Source organism: Kitasatospora griseola, assembly GCF_014648555.1.
Classification (GTDB): domain Bacteria; phylum Actinomycetota; class Actinomycetes; order Streptomycetales; family Streptomycetaceae; genus Kitasatospora; species Kitasatospora griseola.
Genome location: NZ_BMRI01000010.1, coordinates 52,519 through 74,128 on the forward strand (window position 1 = coordinate 52,519; position 21,610 = coordinate 74,128).

General features: G+C 72.1%; 20 protein-coding genes. 13 read left to right on the forward strand and 7 right to left on the reverse strand.

The genetic code is table 11. The features are described from left to right. Positions 1-3 precede the first annotated feature (3 nt). The 9 genes from uvrC (at position 4) to IEZ12_RS15105 (ending at position 9,163) form a co-directional block, all read left to right on the forward strand. The gene (gene uvrC / locus IEZ12_RS15065; RefSeq protein ID WP_189272498.1) at positions 4-1,995 is read left to right on the forward strand and encodes an excinuclease ABC subunit UvrC; all 1,992 of its coding nucleotides are present in this window, start codon (positions 4-6) and stop codon (positions 1,993-1,995) included. Then, positions 1,992-2,876, forward strand: coding sequence for an RNase adapter RapZ (rapZ, locus tag IEZ12_RS15070; protein ID WP_369880792.1), 885 nt, complete (start codon positions 1,992-1,994; stop codon positions 2,874-2,876). The genes uvrC and rapZ overlap by 4 nt, the downstream gene beginning before the upstream one ends. Before the next feature lie 61 nt (positions 2,877-2,937). Continuing rightward, entirely contained in the window at positions 2,938-3,993 is a 1,056-nt protein-coding gene (locus IEZ12_RS15075; RefSeq protein WP_152644947.1) for a gluconeogenesis factor YvcK family protein, read from the forward strand. Then, entirely contained in the window at positions 3,984-4,964 is a 981-nt protein-coding gene (whiA, locus tag IEZ12_RS15080; RefSeq protein WP_043910002.1) for a DNA-binding protein WhiA, read from the forward strand. Before IEZ12_RS15075 ends, whiA begins: the two co-directional genes overlap by 10 nt. A 232-nt stretch (positions 4,965-5,196) precedes the next feature. Continuing rightward, a complete protein-coding gene (gap, locus tag IEZ12_RS15085; RefSeq protein WP_189272499.1) occupies positions 5,197-6,204 on the forward strand; it encodes a type I glyceraldehyde-3-phosphate dehydrogenase in 1,008 nt (335 codons plus the stop codon). Between the two features lie 159 nt (positions 6,205-6,363). Further along, positions 6,364-7,569 carry a phosphoglycerate kinase gene (locus IEZ12_RS15090; protein WP_189272500.1) on the forward strand — a complete coding sequence of 402 codons (1,206 nt, stop codon included), beginning with the start codon at positions 6,364-6,366 and terminating at the stop codon, positions 7,567-7,569. Positions 7,570-7,576: 7 nt separating this feature from the next. After that, on the forward strand, positions 7,577-8,362 hold the full coding sequence (gene tpiA, locus IEZ12_RS15095) for a triose-phosphate isomerase (protein ID WP_189272501.1): 786 nt from the start codon (positions 7,577-7,579) through the stop codon (positions 8,360-8,362). An 88-nt stretch (positions 8,363-8,450) separates the two neighbouring features. Continuing rightward, a complete protein-coding gene (gene secG / locus IEZ12_RS15100) occupies positions 8,451-8,687 on the forward strand; it encodes a preprotein translocase subunit SecG (RefSeq protein ID WP_043910008.1) in 237 nt (78 codons plus the stop codon). A gap of 140 nt (positions 8,688-8,827) precedes the next feature. Further along, the gene (locus IEZ12_RS15105; protein WP_073814874.1) at positions 8,828-9,163 is read left to right on the forward strand and encodes an RNA polymerase-binding protein RbpA; all 336 of its coding nucleotides are present in this window, start codon (positions 8,828-8,830) and stop codon (positions 9,161-9,163) included. 268 nt (positions 9,164-9,431) lie between these two features. Here the strand turns inward: IEZ12_RS15105 and pgl are convergent, their stop codons facing one another. From pgl to tkt, 5 genes are all read right to left on the reverse strand, one after another. Then, positions 9,432-10,151 (reverse strand): 6-phosphogluconolactonase, encoded by a 720-nt coding sequence (gene pgl, locus IEZ12_RS15110; protein ID WP_189272502.1) that lies wholly within the window; start codon positions 10,149-10,151, stop codon positions 9,432-9,434. Next, a complete protein-coding gene (opcA, locus tag IEZ12_RS15115; protein ID WP_189272503.1) occupies positions 10,148-11,218 on the reverse strand; it encodes a glucose-6-phosphate dehydrogenase assembly protein OpcA in 1,071 nt (356 codons plus the stop codon). The genes pgl and opcA overlap by 4 nt, the downstream gene beginning before the upstream one ends. Further along, on the reverse strand, positions 11,215-12,774 hold the full coding sequence (zwf, locus tag IEZ12_RS15120) for a glucose-6-phosphate dehydrogenase (RefSeq protein ID WP_189272630.1): 1,560 nt from the start codon (positions 12,772-12,774) through the stop codon (positions 11,215-11,217). Before zwf ends, opcA begins: the two co-directional genes overlap by 4 nt. Positions 12,775-12,845: 71 nt before the next feature. Continuing rightward, a complete protein-coding gene (gene tal, locus IEZ12_RS15125; RefSeq protein WP_189272504.1) occupies positions 12,846-13,979 on the reverse strand; it encodes a transaldolase in 1,134 nt (377 codons plus the stop codon). A gap of 97 nt (positions 13,980-14,076) precedes the next feature. Further along, entirely contained in the window at positions 14,077-16,173 is a 2,097-nt protein-coding gene (gene tkt / locus IEZ12_RS15130) for a transketolase (RefSeq protein WP_189272505.1), read from the reverse strand. A gap of 402 nt (positions 16,174-16,575) precedes the next feature. Between tkt and IEZ12_RS15135 the strand changes: the two genes are divergently transcribed. Further along, positions 16,576-17,517 (forward strand): heme o synthase, encoded by a 942-nt coding sequence (locus IEZ12_RS15135; protein ID WP_100589752.1) that lies wholly within the window; start codon positions 16,576-16,578, stop codon positions 17,515-17,517. 27 nt (positions 17,518-17,544) lie between these two features. Here the strand turns inward: IEZ12_RS15135 and IEZ12_RS15140 are convergent, their stop codons facing one another. Next, complete coding sequence (locus IEZ12_RS15140) at positions 17,545-18,189, reverse strand: DUF2461 domain-containing protein (protein WP_189272506.1); 645 nt, start codon at positions 18,187-18,189, stop codon at positions 17,545-17,547. A gap of 137 nt (positions 18,190-18,326) precedes the next feature. On the opposite strand from IEZ12_RS15140, the gene IEZ12_RS15145 reads away from it, so the two are divergent. The 3 genes from IEZ12_RS15145 to IEZ12_RS15155 are packed head-to-tail and all read left to right on the forward strand — an operon-like array spanning position 18,327 to position 20,509. Continuing rightward, entirely contained in the window at positions 18,327-18,914 is a 588-nt protein-coding gene (locus IEZ12_RS15145; protein WP_189272507.1) for a chorismate pyruvate-lyase family protein, read from the forward strand. Next, entirely contained in the window at positions 18,911-20,167 is a 1,257-nt protein-coding gene (locus tag IEZ12_RS15150) for an FAD-dependent monooxygenase (RefSeq protein WP_189272508.1), read from the forward strand. Before IEZ12_RS15145 ends, IEZ12_RS15150 begins: the two co-directional genes overlap by 4 nt. Positions 20,168-20,176: 9 nt before the next feature. Next, positions 20,177-20,509 (forward strand): hypothetical protein, encoded by a 333-nt coding sequence (locus IEZ12_RS15155; protein WP_100589709.1) that lies wholly within the window; start codon positions 20,177-20,179, stop codon positions 20,507-20,509. Between the two features lie 73 nt (positions 20,510-20,582). Here the strand turns inward: IEZ12_RS15155 and IEZ12_RS15160 are convergent, their stop codons facing one another. After that, positions 20,583-21,536, reverse strand: a complete 954-nt coding sequence (locus IEZ12_RS15160) for a COX15/CtaA family protein (RefSeq protein WP_229847556.1) — start codon at positions 21,534-21,536, stop codon at positions 20,583-20,585. Between the last annotated feature and the right edge of the window lie 74 nt (positions 21,537-21,610).

The window sequence follows — 21,610 nt, forward strand, 5'->3', positions numbered from 1 at the left end:
AGCATGGCTGACCCGTCCACCTACCGTCCGGCTCCGGGGGCGATCCCGCTCTCGCCCGGGGTGTACAAGTTCCGTGACACGCACGGGCGGGTCATCTACGTCGGCAAGGCGAAGAACCTGCGGCAGCGGCTGTCCTCGTACTTCCAGGACGTCGCCAACCTGCATCCGCGTACCGCGACGATGGTGACCACCGCGGCGTCGGTGGAGTGGACGGTGGTGTCCACCGAGGTCGAGGCGCTGCAGCTGGAGTACTCCTGGATCAAGGAGTTCGACCCGCGGTTCAACGTCAAGTACCGGGACGACAAGAGCTACCCGGAGCTGGCGGTCACGCTGAACGAGGAGTTCCCGCGGGTCCAGGTGATGCGCGGGGCGCACAAGAAGGGCGTGCGCTACTTCGGCCCGTACGGGCACGCGTGGGCGATTCGCGAGACGGTCGACCTGATGCTGCGGGTGTTCCCGGTGCGGACGTGCTCGAACGGCGTGTTCAAGCGGGCCCAACAGGTCGGCCGGCCCTGCCTGTTGGGCTACATCGGCAAGTGCGCCGCGCCGTGCGTGGGCCGGGTGACCGCCGCCGAGCACCGTGAACTCGCCGAGGAGTTCTGCGACTTCATGGCCGGCCGGACGGGCAACTACCTGCGCCGCCTGGAGCTGCAGATGCAGGACGCGGCCGCCGAGATGGAGTACGAGAAGGCGGCCCGGCTGCGCGACGACCTGGGGGCGCTGCGGCGCGCGATGGAGAAGAACGCGGTGGTGCTGGGTGACGGCACCGACGCGGACCTGCTGGCGGTCGCCGAGGACGAGCTCGAAGCGGCCGTGCAGATCTTCCACGTCCGCGGCGGCCGGGTGCGCGGTCAGCGCGGCTGGGTGACCGACAAGGTCGAGGACGTGGACACGGCGGGCCTGGTCGAGCACGCGCTGCAGCAGCTGTACGGCGCGGGCACCGAGCAGGTGCCGCGCGAGGTGCTGGTGCCGGCGATGCCGGAGGAGGCCGTGCACGAGTGGCTGTCGGGCCTGCGCGGCGCCCAGGTCGATCTGCGGGTGCCGCAGCGCGGCGACAAGAAGGACCTGATGGAGACGGTGCAGCGGAACGCCCAGCAGGCGCTGGCGCTGCACAAGACCAAGCGCGCCTCGGACCTGACGACCCGCAGCCGGGCGCTCCAGGAGATCGCCGAGGCGCTGGAGCTGGACTCGGCGCCGCTGCGGATCGAGTGCTTCGACATCTCGCACCTGCAGGGTGAGGACGTGGTGGCGTCCATGGTGGTGTTCGAGGACGGCCTGGTCCGCAAGAGCGAGTACCGCCGGTTCCAGATCAAGGGCTTCGAGGGCCAGGACGACGTCCGCTCGATGCACGAGGTGATCACCCGCCGGTTCCGCCGCTACCTCCAGGAGCGCGAGCAGACCGGCGAGTGGGCCGTCCCGGAGGAGGGCGAGCCGCTGATCGACGAGACCGGCCGCCCGAAGCGCTTCGCGTACCCGCCGCAGCTGCTGGTGGTCGACGGCGGCCAGCCGCAGGTCGCGGCCGCGAAGCGGGCGCTGGACGAGCTGGGCATGGACGACATCGCGGTGTGCGGCCTGGCGAAGCGGCTGGAGGAGGTGTGGCTGCCGGGGGAGGACGACCCGGTGGTGCTGCCGCGCTCCAGCGAGGGCCTGTACCTGCTGCAGCGGGTGCGCGACGAGGCGCACCGGTTCGCCATCACCTACCAGCGCTCGAAGCGGGCCAAGCGGCTCACGGCGGGGGAACTGGACTCCGTCCCCGGCCTCGGCGAGACTCGCCGCCGGGCCCTGCTGAAGCACTTCGGTTCGCTGAAGAAGCTCCGCGCGGCCACCGTCGACGAGTTGTGCGAGGTCCCGGGGATCGGGCGCCGGACGGCCGAGACTGTTGCCGCAGCCTTGGCCTCCCGTACACCTGCCGCATTCGCAGTGAACACCGCGACCGGCGAGATCATCGAAGACAGTAGCGCCACAGCAGTACCGAGAAGCGGGGAAGAGACGTGACTGTGTCCAACGGGGGAGAGAGCACCCCCGAGCTGGTGATCATCTCCGGCATGTCCGGGGCGGGCCGGTCCACCGCGGCCAAGTGCCTGGAGGACCTCGGCTGGTTCGTGGTCGACAACCTGCCGCCAGCGCTGATTCCCACCATGGTCGACCTGGGGGCCCGCTCGCAGGGCGCGGTGCCGCGGATCGGCGTGGTGGTCGACGTGCGCGGCCGCACGTTCTTCGACGACCTGCTGACCTCGCTGGAGGAGCTGGAGAAGCGCGGCGTCCGCCTGCGGGTGGTGTTCCTGGACTCCTCCGACGACGCCCTGGTGCGCCGCTTCGAGTCGGTGCGCCGCCCGCACCCGCTGCAGGCCGACGGCCGGATCGTCGACGGCATCGCCCGCGAGCGCGAGCTGCTCCGCGAGCTGCGCGGCGAGGCCGACCTGGTGGTCGACACCTCGAACCTCAACGTGCACCAGCTGCGCGCCAAGATGGACGCCCAGTTCGCCGGCCAGGACGAGCCGGAGCTGCGCGCCACCGTCATGTCGTTCGGCTTCAAGTACGGCCTGCCGGTCGACGCCGACCTGGTGGTGGACTGCCGCTTCCTGCCGAACCCGCACTGGGTTCCGGAGCTGCGGGCCCGTACCGGAACCGATCCGGACGTGGCAGAGTACGTGTTCCAGCAGCCCGGGGCGCAGCCCTTCCTGGACGGCTACACCGAGCTGCTGCGGATCATCACCGAGGGTTACCGCCGCGAGGGGAAGCGCTACATGACGCTTGCCGTAGGCTGCACCGGAGGCAAACACCGCAGTGTCGCGATGTCCGAGCAGCTGACGAAACGTCTGATCGCGGACGGGGTCGAGACGGTGCTGGTCCACCGGGACATGGGCCGGGAGTAGCGGCCGGGAACCACCCGTACCGCCGCCCCGGCCGTGCACGAGACAGGAACATGGGGTCGGCGTGACGGGATACGTGCCAGCGCGGCAGCAGCTCCGGACCAGACCTGCCGAGCGGGCCTCCGGGCAGCGTCCCGGCGCGCCGAAGATCGCCGCCCTGGGCGGCGGTCAGGGCCTGTCCGCGTCGCTGTCCGCGCTGCGCCGGCTGACCACCGAGCTGACCGCCGTCGTCACCGTCGCCGACGACGGTGGCTCCAGCGGGCGGCTGCGCGCCGAGCTCGGCGTGCTGCCGCCCGGCGACCTGCGCAAGGCGCTGGCCGCGCTGTGCGGGGACGACGACTGGGGCCGGACCTGGTCCGAGGTGATCCAGCAGCGCTTCACCGGCAACGGCGAGCTCGGCGGCCACGCGGTCGGCAACCTGCTGATCGTGGCGCTGTGGGAGAAGCTCGGCGACCCGGTGGAGGCGCTGAACTGGGTGGGCCGGCTGCTGAACGTGCAGGGCCGGGTGCTGCCGATGTCCGCGGTGCCGCTGGACATCGAGGCGCAGGTGCGCGGCCACGACCCGCTGCGACCGGGCGAGGTGACGGCGGTGCGCGGCCAGGCCGCGGTGGCGGTGACGCCCGGCACGGTGCAGTCGGTCCGGCTGCTGCCGGACGAGCCGCCGGCCGTCCCGGACGCGGTGCAGGCGGTGCTGGAGGCGGACTGGGTGGTGCTCGGCCCCGGGTCCTGGTTCACCAGCGTGCTGCCGCACCTGCTGGTGCCGGAGCTGGCCAAGGCCCTGGTCGAGACCCGGGCCCGCCGGCTGCTGACCCTCAACCTGGCGCCTCAGCCCGGCGAGACCGAGGGCTTCACCCCGCAGCGCCACCTGGAGGTGATCGCCGACCACGCCCCGGACCTCGCGGTGGATGCGATCCTGGTGGATGAGCGGGCCGTCAGCGGAGGCGCTTTCGGGATCGCCGACCTGACAGGCCTGGAGCAGGCCGCGAAGCGGATGGGCGCCGCCCTGGTGCTCGACCGGGTGGCCCGCGCCGACGGCACCCCGCGACACGACCCGGAGCTCTTGGCCGCAGCGTACGACCGGATTTTCCGGACTCATGGAAGGATCGGCCCATGGCGATGACGGCAGCGGTGAAAGACGAGATCTCCCGGCTTCCCGTCACCCGTGCCTGCTGCCGCAAGGCGGAGGTCTCGGCGATCCTGCGTTTTGCGGGCGGACTGCACATTGTGAGCGGCCGCATCGTGATCGAGGCGGAGCTGGACACCGGCATTGCGGCACGGCGGCTGCGCAAGGACCTCCTGGAGATCTTCGGACACTCCTCGGATCTGGTGGTGATGGCCCCCGGCGGGCTGCGTCGCGGCAGCCGGTACGTGGTGCGGGTGGTGAAGGACGGCGAGTTGCTGGCCCGGCAGACCGGGCTGGTGGACGGACGCGGACGGCCGATCCGGGGCCTGCCCCCGGCGGTGGTGTCCGGTGCGACCTGCGACGCGGAGGCCGCCTGGCGCGGTGCGTTCCTGGCGCACGGCTCGCTCACCGAGCCGGGCCGCTCCTCCTCGCTGGAGATCACCTGCCCGGGCTCGGAGGCGGCGCTGGCCCTGGTCGGCGCGGCCCGCCGGCTCGGCATCCCGGCCAAGGCCCGCGAGGTGCGCGGCGTCGACCGGGTGGTGATCCGCGACGGCGACGCGATCGGCGCGCTGCTCACCCGCCTCGGCGCGCACGAGTCGGTGCTGGCCTGGGAGGAGCGCCGGATGCGCCGCGAGGTGCGGGCCACCGCCAACCGGCTGGCCAACTTCGACGACGCCAACCTGCGCCGCTCGGCCCGCGCCGCGGTCGCGGCCGGCGCCCGGGTCGCCCGCGCGCTGGAGATCCTCGGCGAGGAGGTGCCCGAGCACCTGGCGGCGGCCGGCGCGCTGCGCATGCAGCACAAGCAGGCCTCGCTGGAGGAGCTCGGCGCGCTCGCCGACCCGCCGCTGACCAAGGACGCGGTCGCCGGCCGGATCCGTCGCCTGCTGGCGATGGCCGACAAGCGTGCTGCCGAACTCGGCCTGCCCAACACCGAGGCCAACCTCACGGAGGAGATGGCCCTGAACTGACAGGCCGTCAGCCTCCCGGAACGCAACCCCGAAGGGGCGTGCGGAGCATGACGCGGCATCCGCCGCGGACAAGCCCGCACGCTCCTTTCGGCCATCTGGGCCCTTGCGCCCTACCGGTGAGGCGATGTGCCTTGCGACACTTGGGGGAGGTAGGGTCAGCAGTGGTCGGGGAAAACCCAAAATTTCACCCCCGTCGGGCTCCGGCCCGGCGTACCTGTAAGGAGATCGGTTCGTGACGATCCGGGTAGGCATCAACGGGTTCGGCCGCATCGGCCGCAACTTCTTCCGTGCGGTCAAGGCCCAGGGCGCCGACATCGAAATCGTCGGCGTCAACGACCTGACCGACACCAAGACGCTGGCTCACCTGCTCAAGTACGACACCACTCTCGGTACCTTCCCCGGCGAGGTCTCGCACACCGAGGACACCATCACGGTCGATGGCCACACCTTCAAGGTCACCGCCGAGCGGGACCCCGCCAACCTCCCCTGGGCCGCGCTGGGCGCCGACATCGTCGTCGAGTCCACCGGTATCTTCACCAAGGCCGAGGGTGCGAAGAAGCACCTGACGGCCGGTGCGAAGAAGGTCGTCATCTCGGCGCCCGCCACCGGCGAGGACATCACCATCGTGCTGGGCGTCAACGACGACAAGTACGACGCGGCTGCGCACGACATCATCTCGAACGCCTCCTGCACCACCAACTGCGTGGCGCCGATGGCGAAGGTGCTGGACGAGAACTTCGGCATCGTCAAGGGTCTGATGACCACCGTGCACGCCTTCACCAACGACCAGGTCACCCTGGACTTCCCGCACAAGGACCTGCGTCGCGCCCGCGCCGCCTCGCAGAACATCATTCCGACCTCGACCGGCGCCGCCAAGGCCACCGCCCTGGTGCTGCCGCAGCTGAAGGGCAAGCTGGACGGCACCTCGCTGCGCGTCCCGGTCCCGACCGGCTCCATCACCGACCTGGTGGTCACCCTGGAGCGCGAGGTCACCAAGGACGAGGTCAACGCCGCGTTCCAGAAGGCCGCCCAGGAAGGCTCGCTGAAGGGCATCCTGGCGTACACCGAAGACCCGATCGTGTCCTCGGACATCGTGAACGACCCGCACTCCTGCATCTTCGACTCGAAGCTGACGATGGTTCAGGGGAACCAGGTCAAGGTGCTCGGCTGGTACGACAACGAGTTCGGCTACTCGAACCGCCTCGTCGACCTGGTCGCCATCATCGGCGAGCAGCTCTGACTTCCAGCGGTAGCTGACGTGACGTAAGGGGCAGGGCCCGGACGGCTGTCACCGCCGACCGGGCCCTGCCGCTGCGCCCACCCTCGTCCGTCCTACCCTTCCCGGTGACGCGCTGCCCCGTGTCGCCGCCTGCCGATCCATCCATCGAGGAGCAAGACCGTGAAGACGATCGAAGACCTGGAGGTCTCCGGCAAGCGGGTGTTCGTCCGCGCCGACCTCAACGTGCCGCTGTCCGGTGACACCATCACCGACGACGGCCGGATCCGCGCCGTCGCGCCGACCATCGCCAAGCTCGTCGAGCGCGGCGCCCGGGTGGTCGTCGCTTCGCACCTGGGCCGCCCGAAGGGCGAGCCGGACCCGAAGTTCTCGCTCGCGCCGGTGGCGGTCCGCCTCGGCGAGATCCTGGGCCGCCCGGTGAGCTTCGCCACCGACACGGTCGGGGACAGCGCGAAGGCCACCGTCGCCGCTCTCGGCGACGGCGAGGTCACGCTGCTGGAGAACCTGCGCTTCAACGCCGGCGAGACCGCCAAGGACGACGCCGAGCGCGGCGCGTTCGCCGACCAGCTGGCCGCCCTGGCGGACCTGTACGTCGGTGACGGCTTCGGTGCGGTGCACCGCAAGCACGCCTCGGTCTACGACCTGCCGGCCCGCCTGCCGCACGCCGTCGGCGACCTGATCGCCACCGAGGTGGGCGTGCTGAAGCGCCTCACCGAGGACGTGGCCCGCCCGTACGTGGTGGTGCTCGGCGGCTCCAAGGTCTCCGACAAGGTCGGCGTGATCGAGAACCTGCTCGGCAAGGCCGACCGGATCCTGATCGGCGGCGGCATGATGTACACCTTCATCGCCGCCCAGGGCCACGGCGTCGGCGGCTCGCTGCTCCAGGAGGACCAGATCCCGGTCGTCCAGGACTACCTGAAGCGCGGCGCCGAGCAGGGCGTGGAGTTCGTGATCCCGCTGGACACCGCGGTGTCCGGCAGCTTCCCGGACGTCAAGACCTGCGCCCCGGTCGAGGACTTCGCGGTGGTCGACGTGGACGCCATCCCGGACGGCGCACTGGGCCTGGACATCGGCCCGAAGACCGCGCAGCTGTTCGCGGAGAAGATCGCCGACGCGAAGACGGTGTTCTGGAACGGCCCGATGGGCGTGTTCGAGCACCCGGCGTTCGCCGACGGCACCCGGGCGGTCGCCCAGGCGCTGCTCGACTCCGACGCGTTCACGGTGGTCGGCGGCGGCGACTCGGCGGCAGCGGTGCGCACCCTCGGGTTCGACGAGACGAGGTTCGGACACATCTCGACCGGCGGTGGCGCGAGCCTTGAGTACCTGGAGGGCAAGACCCTTCCCGGTCTCGCCGCCCTGGAGGACTGAGAGAGACATGACTGAGCGTCTCCCGCTGATGGCGGGCAACTGGAAGATGAACCTCGACCACTTCGAGGCCATCCGCCACACCCAGAAGCTGGCGTTCTCGCTGGCCGACAAGGACTACGCGGCCGTCGAGGTCGCGGTGCTGGTCCCGTTCACCGACCTGCGCTCCGTGCAGACCCTGGTCGACGGCGACAAGCTGAAGATCAAGTACGGCTCGCAGGACATCTCCCAGCACGACGGCGGCGCCTACACCGGCGAGGTGTCCGGCGCGATGCTGGCGAAGCTGAACTGCGCCTACGCGGTGATCGGCCACTCCGAGCGCCGCCAGTACCACGGCGAGAACGAGGAGATCGTCAACGCCAAGGTGAAGGCCGCCTACCGCAACGGGATCACCCCGATCCTGTGCATCGGCGAGCCGCTGGAGATCCGCAAGGCCGGCACCCACGTCGCGTACACCCTGGCGCAGCTGGACGGCGCGCTGGACGGCGTCCCGGCCGGCGACGCGGAGAGCATCGTCGTCGCCTACGAGCCGGTCTGGGCGATCGGCACCGGCGAGGTCGCGACGCCCGAGGACGCGCAGGAGGTGTGCGGCGCGATCCGGGCCCGGCTCGGCGAGCTGTACGGCACCGACCTGGCCGACAAGGTCCGTGTCCTGTACGGCGGTTCGGTGAAGTCCTCGTCGGCGGCCGGCCTGATGGCCAAGCCCGACATCGACGGCGGACTGATCGGCGGCGCCTCGCTGGACGCCGAGGAGTTCGTCAAGATCGTGCGCTTCCGTGACCAGGCAGTAGGCTAACGCCGCCGCAGCAACGTAGGCTTTGGGGCCGGACCGCGTAACGCGGGCCCGGCCCCTTCGCCGAAGATTCGAGAGAGTTGGTCCCGTCGTGGTTCTCGGGTTCGAGATTGCGCTGATCGTCCTCAGCGTGCTGATGATCATGCTGGTGCTGCTGCACAAGGGCAAGGGCGGCGGTCTGTCCGACATGTTCGGCGGTGGCGCGATGTCCACCGGCGGCGGTTCCGCGGTGGCCGAGCGGAACCTCGACCGCATCACCATCGTGATCGGCCTGGCCTGGTTCGCCTGCATCATCGTGCTCGGCCTGCTGCTCAAGGGCGGCAGCTGACGTTCGCATCTGGCGTTCGCATCTGACAGGAAGTCGGCGGGCGGTGTGGCGCAGCCTTAACCGCCGCTTACACTAGGACGACTTCGCCACCGTCCGCCCAGCCGCGGCCGGACGGCACCAGCACGCAGGGGAGTCAGACCGTGGCAAGTGGCAACGCGATCCGAGGCAGCAGAGTCGGTGCCGGCCCGATGGGGGAGGCGGAGCGCGGCGAGTCCGCCCCCCGCAACCGGATCTCCTTCTGGTGCGCGAACAAGCACGAGACGCGCCCCAGTTTCGCCGCGGAGGCGGCCATCCCGGACACCTGGGACTGCCCCCGCTGCGGGTTCCCCGCCGGCCAGGACGAGCACAACCCGCCCGCCCCGGCCCGCAACGAGCCCTACAAGACCCACCTCGCGTACGTGCGCGAGCGGCGGACGGACGCGGACGGCGAGGCGATTCTCGCTGAGGCGCTGGCCAAGCTGCGCGGCGAGATCTGAGCCGTACGGCAACGCGAAAGCCGCCCACGGGGGACTGGATTCCCTGGATGGGCGGCTTTCTGCTGGGTGCGCGGCCCCTCGCGGGAGCACACCCGAAACGGCTGAAGCCGCCCACCCAGGGATTCGAGTTCTCCGGGTGGGCGGCTTTCGGCTTGTTGCGTTCCCCTTCGCGCAGTTCCCGCGCCCCTGGCGGGCCGGGCGGTGCGGGTGTTGGGTCACGTCACTCGGTGGGGTGCCGGGTGGGTGGGCGCAGCGGGTTGACGGGCCGTCAGGACAGTTTGGCGGCTGCCGCCTCGTCCAGGAGCCAGAGGGTCTGCTCGGTGCCCGTCACCGCGCCCGCCGGGGCGGTGTTCGCGTCCTGGGTGGTGCGGGCCAGGGCGACGGCGTCGGCCTTGTCGGGGCCGGCGGCGAGGAGCCAGACCTGGCGGGCGGTGCGGAGGGTGGGGAGGGACAGGGAGATCCGCGTCGGCGGGGGCTTCGGCGAGTCGTGGACGGCGATGACGGTGCTGCCGGTCTCGTGGACCCCGGGGTGGCCGGGGAACAGCGAGGCGACGTGCGCGTCCGGGCCGACGCCCAGAAGCAGGACGTCGAAGACCGCGCCGGCCGCGGCCAGGTCCGCGGCGTAGCGGGCGGCGGCGTCCTCGGGGGAGGCGCCGTCGTCGGGGGGCATCTGGTGGATGCGGGCGCCGAGCGGTCGGACGGCGTCCAGGAACGCGGCGGCCTGGACGGCGTTGCGCTCCGGGTCGTCGTGCGGGAGGTACCGCTCGTCGCCCCACCAGAGGTCGACCTGCGCCCAGTCCACCGCGTCGCGCGCCGGGTGGGCGGCGAGCGCGGCGAGCAGGGCGTTGCCGTTGCGGCCGCCGGTGAGCACCAGGTGGGCGTTGCCGCGTGCGGCCTGCGCGTCGACCACGGTGGTGATCAGGCGGGCGGCGGCCGCTTCGGCGAGCAGGGCCGGGTCGCGGTGGACCAGGACCGTCCCGGCGCTCACTGGGCGTTCTTCCTGCGGGCGGCGGCCTTCTTGGCAGCGGCGGGCGTCTCCTGCTCGCCGACCACGTGCTCCGCGGCCGCGTGTTCTGCGGCGTGGCCCTCGACGGTGCCGCCGGGGCCCGCGTGCTCGACTCCGGCGATCCGCTCGCGCAGCCGGTCCACGGGGGTGCGGACGGCGGTGGCGTAGATGTCGTCGGGGTCGAGGCGGCGCAGTTCCTCGGCGATCAGTTCGGCGGTGTCGCGGCGCTTGAGCGCGACCATGCGGTCGGGCGCGCCGGGCATCGACAGGGTGCCGAGCAGGCCGTCGGGGCGGTCCAGGACGATGTCGCCGTCCTTGGTGCGCAGCGTGACGGAGGTGATGCCGGGGCCGCCGGTGACGACCCGTTCGACCGGCACCCGCAGGCGGTTGTGCAGCCACAGGCCGAGCAGTTCGACGCTGGGGTTGTACGACTCGCCCTCGACCACCGCGGCGGTGATCGCGACGTCGCGCTGGTCGAGCGCGGCGGCCAGCATGGAGCGCCAGCCGGTGATCCGGGTCCACGCCAGGTCGGTGTCGCCGGGGGTGTAGCCGGAGGCCCGCTGGGCGAGCTGGCCGACCGGGGACTCGGCGGTCACCGCGTCGGTGATCCGGCGCTGGGCGAGCGCGCCGAGCGGGTCCTGGGCGGGGTTGAGCGGCGCGTTGTCCGGCCACCAGACCACCACGGGGGCGTCCGGCAGCAGCAGCGGCAGCACCACGGACTGGGCGTGCGAGGCGAGTTCGCCGTGCATGCGCAGGACGACGGTCTCGCCGCTGCCGGCGTCGCTGCCGACCAGGATCTCCGCGTCCAGCCGGGTCTCGGCCCGGGCGCGGGGCGAGCGGCCGGCCCGCTTGATGACGGCCAGGGTCCGCGAGGGGTGCTCGCGGGAGGCGTCGTTGGCGGCCTTCAGGGCGTCGTAGGCGCTGCCCTCGTCGGTCACGATGACCAGGGTCAGCACCATGCCGGCGGCGGTCGAACCGCTGGCCCGGCGGGCGTCCATCAGGGCAGCGTTGATCTTGCTGGACGTGGTGTTCGTCAGGTCGATCTTCATGGGCGGCGCCAGCTCCTGCCGTCTCGTGCGAGCATCTCGTCCGCCTCGACCGGGCCCCAGGTGCCGGCCGGATACTGCGCGGGCTTGCCGTTGGTGTCCCAGTACTGCTCGATCGGGTCGAGGATCTGCCAGGACAGCTCGACCTCCTGGTGCCGCGGGAAGAGGTTGGCGTCGCCGAGCAGGACGTCCAGGATGAGGCGCTCGTACGCCTCGGGGCTGGACTCGGTGAACGACTCGCCGTAGGCGAAGTCCATGGTGACGTCGCGGACCTCCAGCGCGGTGCCGGGGACCTTCGAGCCGAAGCGCACGGTGACGCCCTCGTCCGGCTGGACGCGGATCACCAGGGCGTTCTGGCCGAGCTCCTCGGTGGCGTAGGAGTCGAACGGCAGGTACGGGGCACGCTGGAAGACCACCGCGATCTCGGTGACCCGGCGGCCCAGCCGCTTGCCGGTGCGCAGGTAGAACGGCACGCCGGCCCAGCGCCGGTTGTTGATCTCCAGCTTGATGGCCGCGTAGGTGTCGGTCTTGGACTCGGGGTTGATGCCGTCCTCGTCCAGGTAGCCGACCACCTCCTCGCCGCCCTGCCAGCCGGAGGTGTACTGGCCGCGCACGGTGTGCTTGCCCAGGTCGGCGGGGAGCTTGACGGCGCTGAGCACCTTCAGCTTCTCGGCGACCAGCGCCTTCGGGTGGAAGGACGCGGGCTCCTCGATGGCGGTCAGCGCCATCAGCTGGAGCAGGTGGTTCTGGATGACGTCACGGGCGGAGCCGATGCCGTCGTAGTAGCCGGCCCGGCCGCCGATGCCGATGTCCTCGGCCATGGTGATCTGCACGTGGTCGACGTACGACCGGTTCCAGATCGGCTCGAACATCTGGTTGGCGAAGCGGAGCGCCAGGATGTTCTGGACGGTCTCCTTGCCCAGGTAGTGGTCGATCCGGAAGACCTCGTCACGGGGGAAGACCTCGTGGACGATCCGGTTCAGCTCCTGGGCGCTGGCCAGGTCGTGGCCGAACGGCTTCTCGATGACCGCCCGGCGCCAGGAGCCCGGCGCCGGGTCGGTCAGGCCGTGCTTCTTCAGCTGCTGGACCACGGTGGGGAAGAACTTCGGCGGCACCGACAGGTAGAACGCGAAGTTGCCGCTGGTGCCCTGTGCCTGGTCGAGTTCCTCGATGGTGCGGCGCAGCATGTCGAAGGCGTCGTCGTCGCCGAAGTCGCCCTGGACGAACCGCATGCCCTTGGCGAGCTGCTGCCAGACCTCCTCGCGGAAGGGGGTGCGCGCGTGCTCCTTGACGGCGTCGTGCACCACCTGCGCGAAGTCCTCGTCGGCCCATTCGCGCCGGGCGAAGCCGATCAGCGAGAAGCCCGGCGGCAGCAGGCCGCGGTTGGCGAGGTCGTAGATGGCCGGCATCAGCTTCTTGCGCGACAGGTCGCCGGTGACCCCGAAGATCACCAGGCCGGACGGCCCGGCGATCCTCGGGAGCCGGCGGTCGGCGGGGTCCCGCAGCGGGTTGGCGGGCTGGACCGGGGTGTCTCCCGCGGCCGGCTCCGTTCCCTCCACGTCCGGGTACGGCTGGGTGTTGCTCACTGTGGTGTGCTCCGCTTTCCGTGCGTCGATTCCGTGAGCAGGCGTCAGTTGTCGCCGTGCGACCGGAGCGCGGCGGTGACGGTGTCGAGCAGCTCGTTCCAGGAGACCTCGAACTTCTGCACGCCCTCCTCCTCCAGCACCCGGACCACGTCGTCGTAGTCCACGCCGGCCGCGGCGACCGCGTCCAGCACGGCCTTGGCGTCCGCGTAGTTGGGGGTGATGGTGTCGCCGGTGACGACGCCGTGGTCGTCGGTGGCGTCCAGGGTGGCCTCGGGCATGGTGTTGACGGTGCCCGGGGCGACCAGCTCGGTCACGTAGAGGGTGTCCGGCAGGTTCGGGTCCTTGACGCCGGTGGACGCCCACAGCGGGCGCTGCGGCTTGGCGCCGGCCGCCTCCAGGGCCGCCCAGCGGGCCGAGGCGGGCTTGCCGCCGTCGACCGAGCCGTAGACCTCCTCGTACGCCTGGTAGGCGAGGCGGGCGTTGGCCACGGCGGCCTTGGAGCGCAGCTCCTTGGCCTCGCCGCCGAGGGCGTCCAGGCGCTTGTCGATCTCGGTGTCCACCCGGGAGACGAAGAACGAGGCGACCGACTCGATCTGCGAGAGGTCCAGGCCGGCGGCCTTGGCCTGCTCCAGGCCGGTCAGGTGGGCGTCGATGACGGCCTTGTAGCGCTCCAGCGAGAAGATCAGCGTGACGTTGACGCTGATGCCCTTGGCCAGGACGGCGCTGATCGCGGGCAGGCCGGCCAGCGTGGCGGGGATCTTGATCAGCACGTTCGGGCGGTCGACCAGCCACCACAGCTGCTTGGCCTCGGCGACGGTCGCGGCGGTCTCGTGGGCGAGGCGCGGGTCGACCTCGATGGAGACCCGGCCGTCGCGGCCGTTGGAGGCGTCGTACACCGGGCGCAGCACGTCGGCGGCGTCGCGGACGTCCGAGGTGGTGATCATGCGGACGGCCTCGTCGGTGGTGACCTTGCGCACCGCGAGGTCCTCCAGCTGGCGGTTGTAGGCGCCGTTGCCGGCGATCGCCTTCTGGAAGATGGTCGGGTTGGTGGTGACGCCGACGACGTGCTTCTCCTGCACCAGCTCGGCCAGGTTGCCGGAGTTCAGGCGCTCCCGGCTGAGGTCGTCCAGCCAGATCGCCACGCCTTCTTCGCTGAGGCGGTTCAATGCGTCGGTCATGGTGCTTCAGTCCCTCTTCTTCTGTTCTTCGTACGTCTGCGGTGGAGTCCGGGGACCCGGCCCGGGGGAGTGCGGTCCCCCGGGCCGGGTGTGACCGCTAGCGGGAGACGGCCTCGACCGTGCGCAGCGAGGCGCGGGCCGCGTTGGCGACGGCGTCCGCGGTGATGCCGAACTCCTGGTAGAGCACCTTGTAGTCGGCGGAGGCGCCGAAGTGCTCCAGGCTGATGATCCGACCGGCGTCGCCGACCAGCTCGCGCCAGCCCTGGGCGATGCCCGCCTCGACCGAGACCCGGGCCCGGACGTTCGGCGGCAGCACGCTGTCGCGGTACGCCTGGTCCTGCTCGGCGAACCACTCCACGGACGGCATCGACACCACCCGGGTGGGGGTGCCCTCGGCCTGCAGCGCCTCGCGGGCCTGCATCGCCAGCTGCACCTCGGAGCCGGTGCCGAGCAGGATCACCTTGGGCTCGCCGCCCTCGGCCTCGGCCAGCACGTAGCCGCCCCTGGCCGCGCCCTCGGCGGAGCCGAACACCTCGCGGTCGAAGGTCGGCACGCCCTGCCGGGTCAGCACCAGGCCGACCGGGCCGGGGTGGCTGGTCTGCCGCTCCAGCACGGTGCGCCACACCACGGCGGTCTCGTTGGCGTCCGCCGGGCGGACCACCGCGAGGCCGGGGATGGCGCGCAGCGCGGCCAGGTGCTCGACCGGCTGGTGGGTCGGGCCGTCCTCGCCGAGGCCGATCGAGTCGTGCGTCCAGACGTAGACCACCGGCAGCTTCATCAGCGCGGCGAGCCGGACCGCGGGGCGCATGTAGTCGGAGAACACCAGGAAGGTGCCGCCGTAGATGCGGGTGCGGCCGTGCAGCGCGATGCCGTTCATCACGGAGCCCATGGCGTGCTCGCGGATGCCGTAGTGGACGGTGCGGCCGTACGGCGAGGCGCTCTTGAGCGAGTTGCCCTCCGGAAGGAAGGAGGACTCCTCGTCGATGGTGGTCAGGTTGGACTCGGCGAGGTCCGCGGAGCCGCCCCACAGCTCGGGGACCAGCTTGCCGACGGCCTTCAGCGTGTCGCCCGAGGCCTTGCGGGTGGCGACGTCCTTGCCGGCCGGGAAGACCGGCAGGGCCTTCTCCCAGCCGTCGGGCAGCTCGCCGATCTGGATCCGGTCGTACTCGGCGGCGCGCTGCGGGTTGGCGGCGCGCCACTCGCGCAGCTGCTCCTCCCAGGCGGTGCGGGCGGCCTGGCCGCGCTGCACGACCTCGCGGGCGTGCCCGACGACCTCGTCGGTCACCTCGAAGGTCTTCTGCGGGTCGAAGCCCAGCACCTTCTTGGTGGCGGCGATCTCGGCGTCGCCGAGGGCCGAGCCGTGCGCCTTGGCGGTGTCCTGGGCGTTCGGCGCGGGCCAGGCGATGATGGTGCGCATCGCGATGATCGACGGCTTGCCGGTCTCCGCCTTGGCGGCCTCCAGCGCGGCGGCCAGCGCGACGACGTCGATGTCGCCGTCCGCCTTCGGGACGACCCGCTGGACGTGCCAGCCGTACGCCTCGTAGCGGGCCAGCACGTCCTCGGAGAACGCGGTGGCGGTGTCGCCCTCGATGGAGATGTGGTTGTCGTCGTACAGCGCGACCAGGTTGCCCAGCTTCTGGTGGCCGGCCAGCGAGGACGCCTCGGCGGAGATGCCCTCCTGGAGGTCGCCGTCGGAGACGATCGCCCAGATCGTGTGGTCGAACGGCGAGGCGCCGGCCGGCGCCTCCGGGTCGAACAGGCCGCGCTCGTAGCGGGCGGCCATCGCCATGCCCACCGCGTTGCCGACACCCTGGCCGAGCGGGCCGGTGGTGGTCTCGACGCCGGCGGTGTGGCCGTGCTCGGGGTGGCCGGGGGTGCGGCTGCCCGCGACCCGGAAGGCCTTCAGGTCGTCCAGCGACAGTCCGTAACCGGACAGGAAGAGCTGGGTGTACAGCGTGAGGGAGGTGTGCCCCGGGGAGAGCACGAAGCGGTCGCGGCCGGCCCAGGTCGGGTCGGTCGGGTCGTGGCGCAGGAAGCGCTGGAAGATGAGGTACGCGGCGGGGGCCAGCGACATGGCGGTGCCCGGGTGCCCGTTCCCCACCTTCTGCACGGCGTCCATGGCCAGGACCCGGGCCGTGTCCACGGCCCGCTGGTCCAGCTCGCTCCACTCGAATACGTTCGGCGTCGTGCTCACCCTGACTCAGGGCTCCTTCCGGATTTCTGTAGAAGTGTCACCCCGTGAAGGGGACCGGTCGGCCACGCCGCTGTGGCCGGCGCCGATCACGGAGGGTTGATCCCGCTTCTCTGTGCGAGCCTACCGTTTGCGAGGCACCTCACCCTGCGTGCCGGGCAACCAGGATCGGCGGCGTCGCATTCCCCTGTCGGGACGTCAACTCCTCTGTCCTACATTCACCCGTCAGGAGACGGTTTGCCCGTCCGAGGCGCAAGACGCGCGGGCGCACGGCTCGCCGGGGGACCCCGGGGCGGATCGGGAGATATGGAGCGTCTATGGTTGCGTGGTACGCGCAGCGCGGACGGTGGGCACCCTGCGGGTCTCCGGGACGCCTGTGGAAGTTCATCGACTGTTGAGGTGTCCGTGACCGCCGTCGAATCCCGCCCCGCCGGGGTGGTAGGGACGAGCACCGTACGCCGGCCGTTCGGGGCCCGCATCGGGGCCTTCGTCGCCCTCACCAAACCCCGGATCATCGAGCTGCTGCTGATCTCGACGGTGCCGGTGATGTTCCTGGCCCAGGGCGGCGTGCCCAACCTGTGGCGGGTGCTCGCGGTGGTGGTCGGAGGCTACCTGTCCGCGGGCGGCGCCAACGCGCTCAACATGTACATCGACCGCGACATCGACGCGGTGATGTCCCGCACCGAGCGGCGCCCGATCGTCACCGGCATGGTCTCCCCCCGGGAGGCCGTGGTCTTCGGCATCACGCTGGCCGTGGTCTCCACCGTCTGGCTCGGCGTCCTGGTGAACTGGCTGTCCTCGGCGCTCGCGCTGGCCGCCCTGCTGTTCTACGTGTTCGTCTACACGCTGGGCCTGAAGCGCCGCACCGCGCAGAACGTCGTCTGGGGCGGCATCGCCGGCTGCATGCCGGTGTTCGTCGGCTGGGCGTCCGTCACCAACTCGCTGTCCTGGGCGGCGCTGCTGTTGTTCCTGGTGGTGTTCTTCTGGACGCCGCCGCACACCTGGGTGCTGTCGATGAAGGTCCGCGACGACTACACCCGGGCCGGCGTGCCGATGCTGCCGGTGATCCGCGGCAACATCGGCGTCGCCAAGCAGGTCGTCGTCTACTCCTGGGTGATGGTGGCGACCTCGATGCTGGTGTGGCCGGTCGCGCACACCAGCTGGCTGTACCCGGTCACCGCCGCCGTGCTCGGCGTGCTGTGGATGAAGGAGGCGTACGCGCTCCAGTCGCGCGCCAAGGCCGGCATCGTGGGCGCCAAGCTCAAGGAGATGCGGCTGTTCCACTGGTCGATCACGTACCTGACGCTGCTCTTCCTGGAGATCGCGATCGACCCGTTCATCGGCTGACCTCCCTCTGCGAAACCCCCTTCGGCCTCAGCGCGGCGCAAGCCCGCTGGGGCCGACGTGGTTCTCCAGCCACTCGTGCAGCGGCGCGGCCGCGTGCAGGAAGCCGGTGACCCGGCCGTACGCCTTCGCGGTGCCCAGCCACGGCGCGGGCTCCCACTCCTGCCAGGCGATCAGGCCCTTGTGGCGCAGCAGCTCGATCCGCGGGTGGTCCCGCGGGTAGCCGCGCGGCGCGGTCTTCAGGCTGTCCCGACCGACCACCTCGGGCCCGGCGGCGCGCACCGCCGCCACCACCCGCTCCAGCTCGGCGCCCGGCAGCTCCTCGGCGACCGCGGTGCGGTACGCCGCCAGCTGGTCGCTCTCCAGGTGGTAGTAGCCCAGCCCGCAGGCCAGCCCCTCGGCGGACAGCTGCACGTAGCCGCCGGACTCCAGCACCGCGCCGATGTGCGTCTTGTACGGGGACTTGTCGGCCGAGAACCGGACGTCCCGGTTCGGCCGGAAGATCTTCCCCGGCCCGAACTCGGGCTCCAGCCGGGCCAGCAGCGCCTCCATCGGGGCGCGCACCTGCTCCTCGTACCGGGCGCGGTGCGCCGTCCAGAACGTCTTGGAGTTGTCGGCCTCCAGGTGCTCGTAGAACTCCAGCGCCTCGGCGGGCCAGCCACGGAAATCGTTCACCGGGCCAGTATTCACGGCGGCGCGGCGAGGGCCGGGAGGCGGTGCCCGGACGAGGGGTGACGTTTCGTCAGCGGAAACAGTTCTCCAGTAGGGTCGGCGATCGCCGCGATCCTGTCGTCGTCTTTCGGGGGAAACCGATGCCGCTGCAGTCCGTCGTCCTGTCCGGACGCCTGTTCCTGTCCCGGGAGCCGGCCGAGCTCGCCGAGCGGATCGGCGCCTTCGCCGAACCGCCGACCCGGATGCTGCTCGGCGCGGACGGGCTCACCACCGTCCTGCTGGCGGCCTGGACCCGCGGGCCGGTGCGGGTCGGGTGCGCCGACCACCTGCGGGTCGCGGCCGGCGCGGCGCCGCCCGGCGCGGCGGCGCTGCTGCGGGCCGGCCCGGACGAGGAGCTGATCGTCCGCCGCTCGGTGCTCACCGACGGCGGCGTCGAGCTCTCCCGCAACGCGGTGGTCGCCCGGCCGGTGCTCTCCGCCGCCGCCGAGCAGTGCCTGACCGACACCGGAGCGCCGATCGGCGCCGCCCTGCAGGCCTCCGGCACCGGCCACCGGCGCACCGTGCTGGACGCCGGGGTGCGGGACTGGGACGGCGCGGACGCCGCGTACAAGACCTACCTGATGTGGCACGGCCCGCAGCCGCTGGCCGTGGTCACCGAGACCTTCAACCCGGCCGTGGTGCCCGCCGCGTCCGTCGCCGCCCTGCTCGCCGTCGGAGGCCGCCGATGACCCGCCGCACCACCACCGTCGCGATCGTCGGCGCCGGGCCCGCCGGGCTGGTGCTCGCCCACGTGCTGCACCGGGCCGGGGTCGCCGTCACCGTCCACGAGCGGCTCTCCCGGGCCGCCGTGGAGAGCGCCGCCCGGGCCGGGGTGCTGGAGCACCGGGTGGTGGAGTACCTGCGGGCGCTCGGCCTCGCCGACCGGCTGACCGCCGAGGGCGAGCGGCACGGCCGGTGCGAGATCAGCTGCCTCGGCGAGCGGGTGCTGGTCGACTACGGCGCGCTGTCCGGGGGCGTCCGGCACTGGGTGTACCCGCAGCAGATGCTGCTGCGCGACCTGATCGCCGCATACGAGCAGGCCGGCGGCAGCATCGCGTTCGACCGCCCGGTGCTGGGCGTCGCGCTCGACGCCGACGGCCGCCCGGTGCTGGACACCGCCGACGGCCCGCTGCACGCCGAGTACGCGATCGGCTGCGACGGCGCGCACAGCACGGTCGCCGCGGCCTTCCCCGACGGCGCCGACGGGCCCGGGCGGCGCTACCCGTACGACTGGCTGACGGTGCTGGCCCGGATTCCCCGGCCGGTCGAGCAGATCCGCTACGCGGTGCACGCCGACGGGTTCGCCGGGATGATGCCGCGCACCGCCGACGTCGGACGCTTCTACCTGGAGGTCCCCGCGGGGGAGGACCAGGCGGCCTGGGACGAGCGGCGGATCCGCGCCGAGCTGCACCGCCGGCTGGAGCTCGACGGCGGCGACCCCGCGCCCGGCGCGCTGCTGGAGACCGGCATGCTGCGGATGCGCGGCAAGGTCGCCGGCCGGATGCGGGCCGGCCGACTGCTGCTGGCCGGGGACGCCGCGCACACCGTCACCCCGTCCGGCGCCAAGGGCCTCAACTCGGCGGTCGCCGACGTCGCCGACCTGGCGGGCACGCTGCTCGCCGAGCTGAGCGGCGGCGGCGATGACGGCGGCGCCGGCGCCGGGCTGGACGGCTACCAGCGGCGCCGGCTGGACGCCGCCTGGCAGACCCAGGAGTTCTCCGAGCAGCTGCTCGACCTGCTCCACCTGCCCGCCGGGCTGCCGCCCGCCGAGCGCGGCTTCGCGCTGCGGCTGCGACTGGAGCGGATCCGCCGGATCGCCGCCCCCGGGCCGGAGGGCGCGGCCTTCGCGCTGGCCTACGCGGGGGCCGGTGAGCTGCCGCTGCCCGCCATGTGGCCGTCGGCACAGGGCGGTGCCGTCGCCACCGGCGCTACCGGTCGGTAGCATGCGGGCATGACCAGCGCAGAGACCGCCACCACCGCCGCGCCGGACGCCCGCGTCGAGCGCCGCGCCAAGCGCATTGCCAAGCACCTGAGCAGCTTCGCCGCGCAGCACGGCGGCCACGCCGACGGCGTCGTCGAGTACGTCGGCCGCACCGCCACCCGCATCGTGGTGGTCGGCGCGGACGGCGCCTGGGGCGACCAGGTCGCGCCCAGCTACGCGATCGGCCGCCGGGCCGCCGAACTCGCCGGGCTCACCCTGCACGACGACTTCGAGGGCGAGCTGGGCCTGAAGGTGAAGACCGGCCCGTACGAGTGGAAGCGGATGGCGGGCATCCAGATCTAGCGTCCGCCGCCCGGGCGGACAGCACAGGAGCGCGGACAGCCGTCCGCGCTCCTGTCTTGTTCCGGGGTGCGGCTCAGGCGACCAGTTCGGTCGACGGCGCGGTGGCCTGCGCCGGGATCCCGGCGCGGCTGCGCAGCGCCAGCGGGATGCGCAGCGCGGCGGCCCAGACCAGGGCGGCGCCCAGCATGTGCACGCCGACCATGATCTCCGGCGCGTCGGTGAAGTACTGGATGAAGCCGAGCACGCCCTGGATCATCAGCAGGCCGAAGAGCTCGCGGACCCGGGCGACGGCCGGCGCCGGAGCCTTCACGGCGGCGAACACCAGCAGCGCGGCCAGCGTCAGGCCGACCGAGAGGAACACCAGGTCGGCGTGGGCCTGGGTGAGCCGGTCGTAGTCGAAGGTGGTGATGCGGGGGGTGCCGGCCGAGCCCGGGTGGTGGCCGGCGCCGGTGACCAGGGTGCCGACCAGGGCGAGCGCGCCGATCGACGCCACCAGCACCTGCGCGAAGCGGTGGATCGCCGGGGCGACCAGCAGCCGGGGCTCGCCGTCGCCCTCCTTGGCCCGCTCCCAGCCGAGCACCGCCGTCCACAGCAGGCCCAGCGAGGCCACCATGTGCAGGCTGACCACGTACGGGTTGAGGTGGGTCAGCACCGTGATGCCGCCGATCACCGCGTTCGACATCACCAGCCAGAACTGCGCCCAGCCGAGCTTGGTGAGCGAGTGCCGCCAGGGCTTGGAGCAGCGGGCGGCCAGGATGAACCAGCCGACGGCGGCGCACAGCACGTAGGTGAGCATCCGGTTGGTGAACTCGATGACGCCGTGGATGCCCATCTCGGGGGTCGGCGTCAGGCTTTCGCCGGTGCAGCGGGGCCAGGTGGTGCAGCCGAGGCCGGAGTCGGTCAGCCGGACGGCGCCGCCGGTGACCACGATCACCACGCTCATCACCAGGGCGGCCATGGCGGCCAGGCGGACGTGCTGCGGGCTCGGATGCCAGCGCTCGGCGAGGAGGGAGAACGGATTGGTCACCGGACCATCGTAGGCGGGCTTACGCGGTGCCCCGGTGCGGGCGGGTGCGGCGGTGGGCGTCGCGAGGGGCGCGC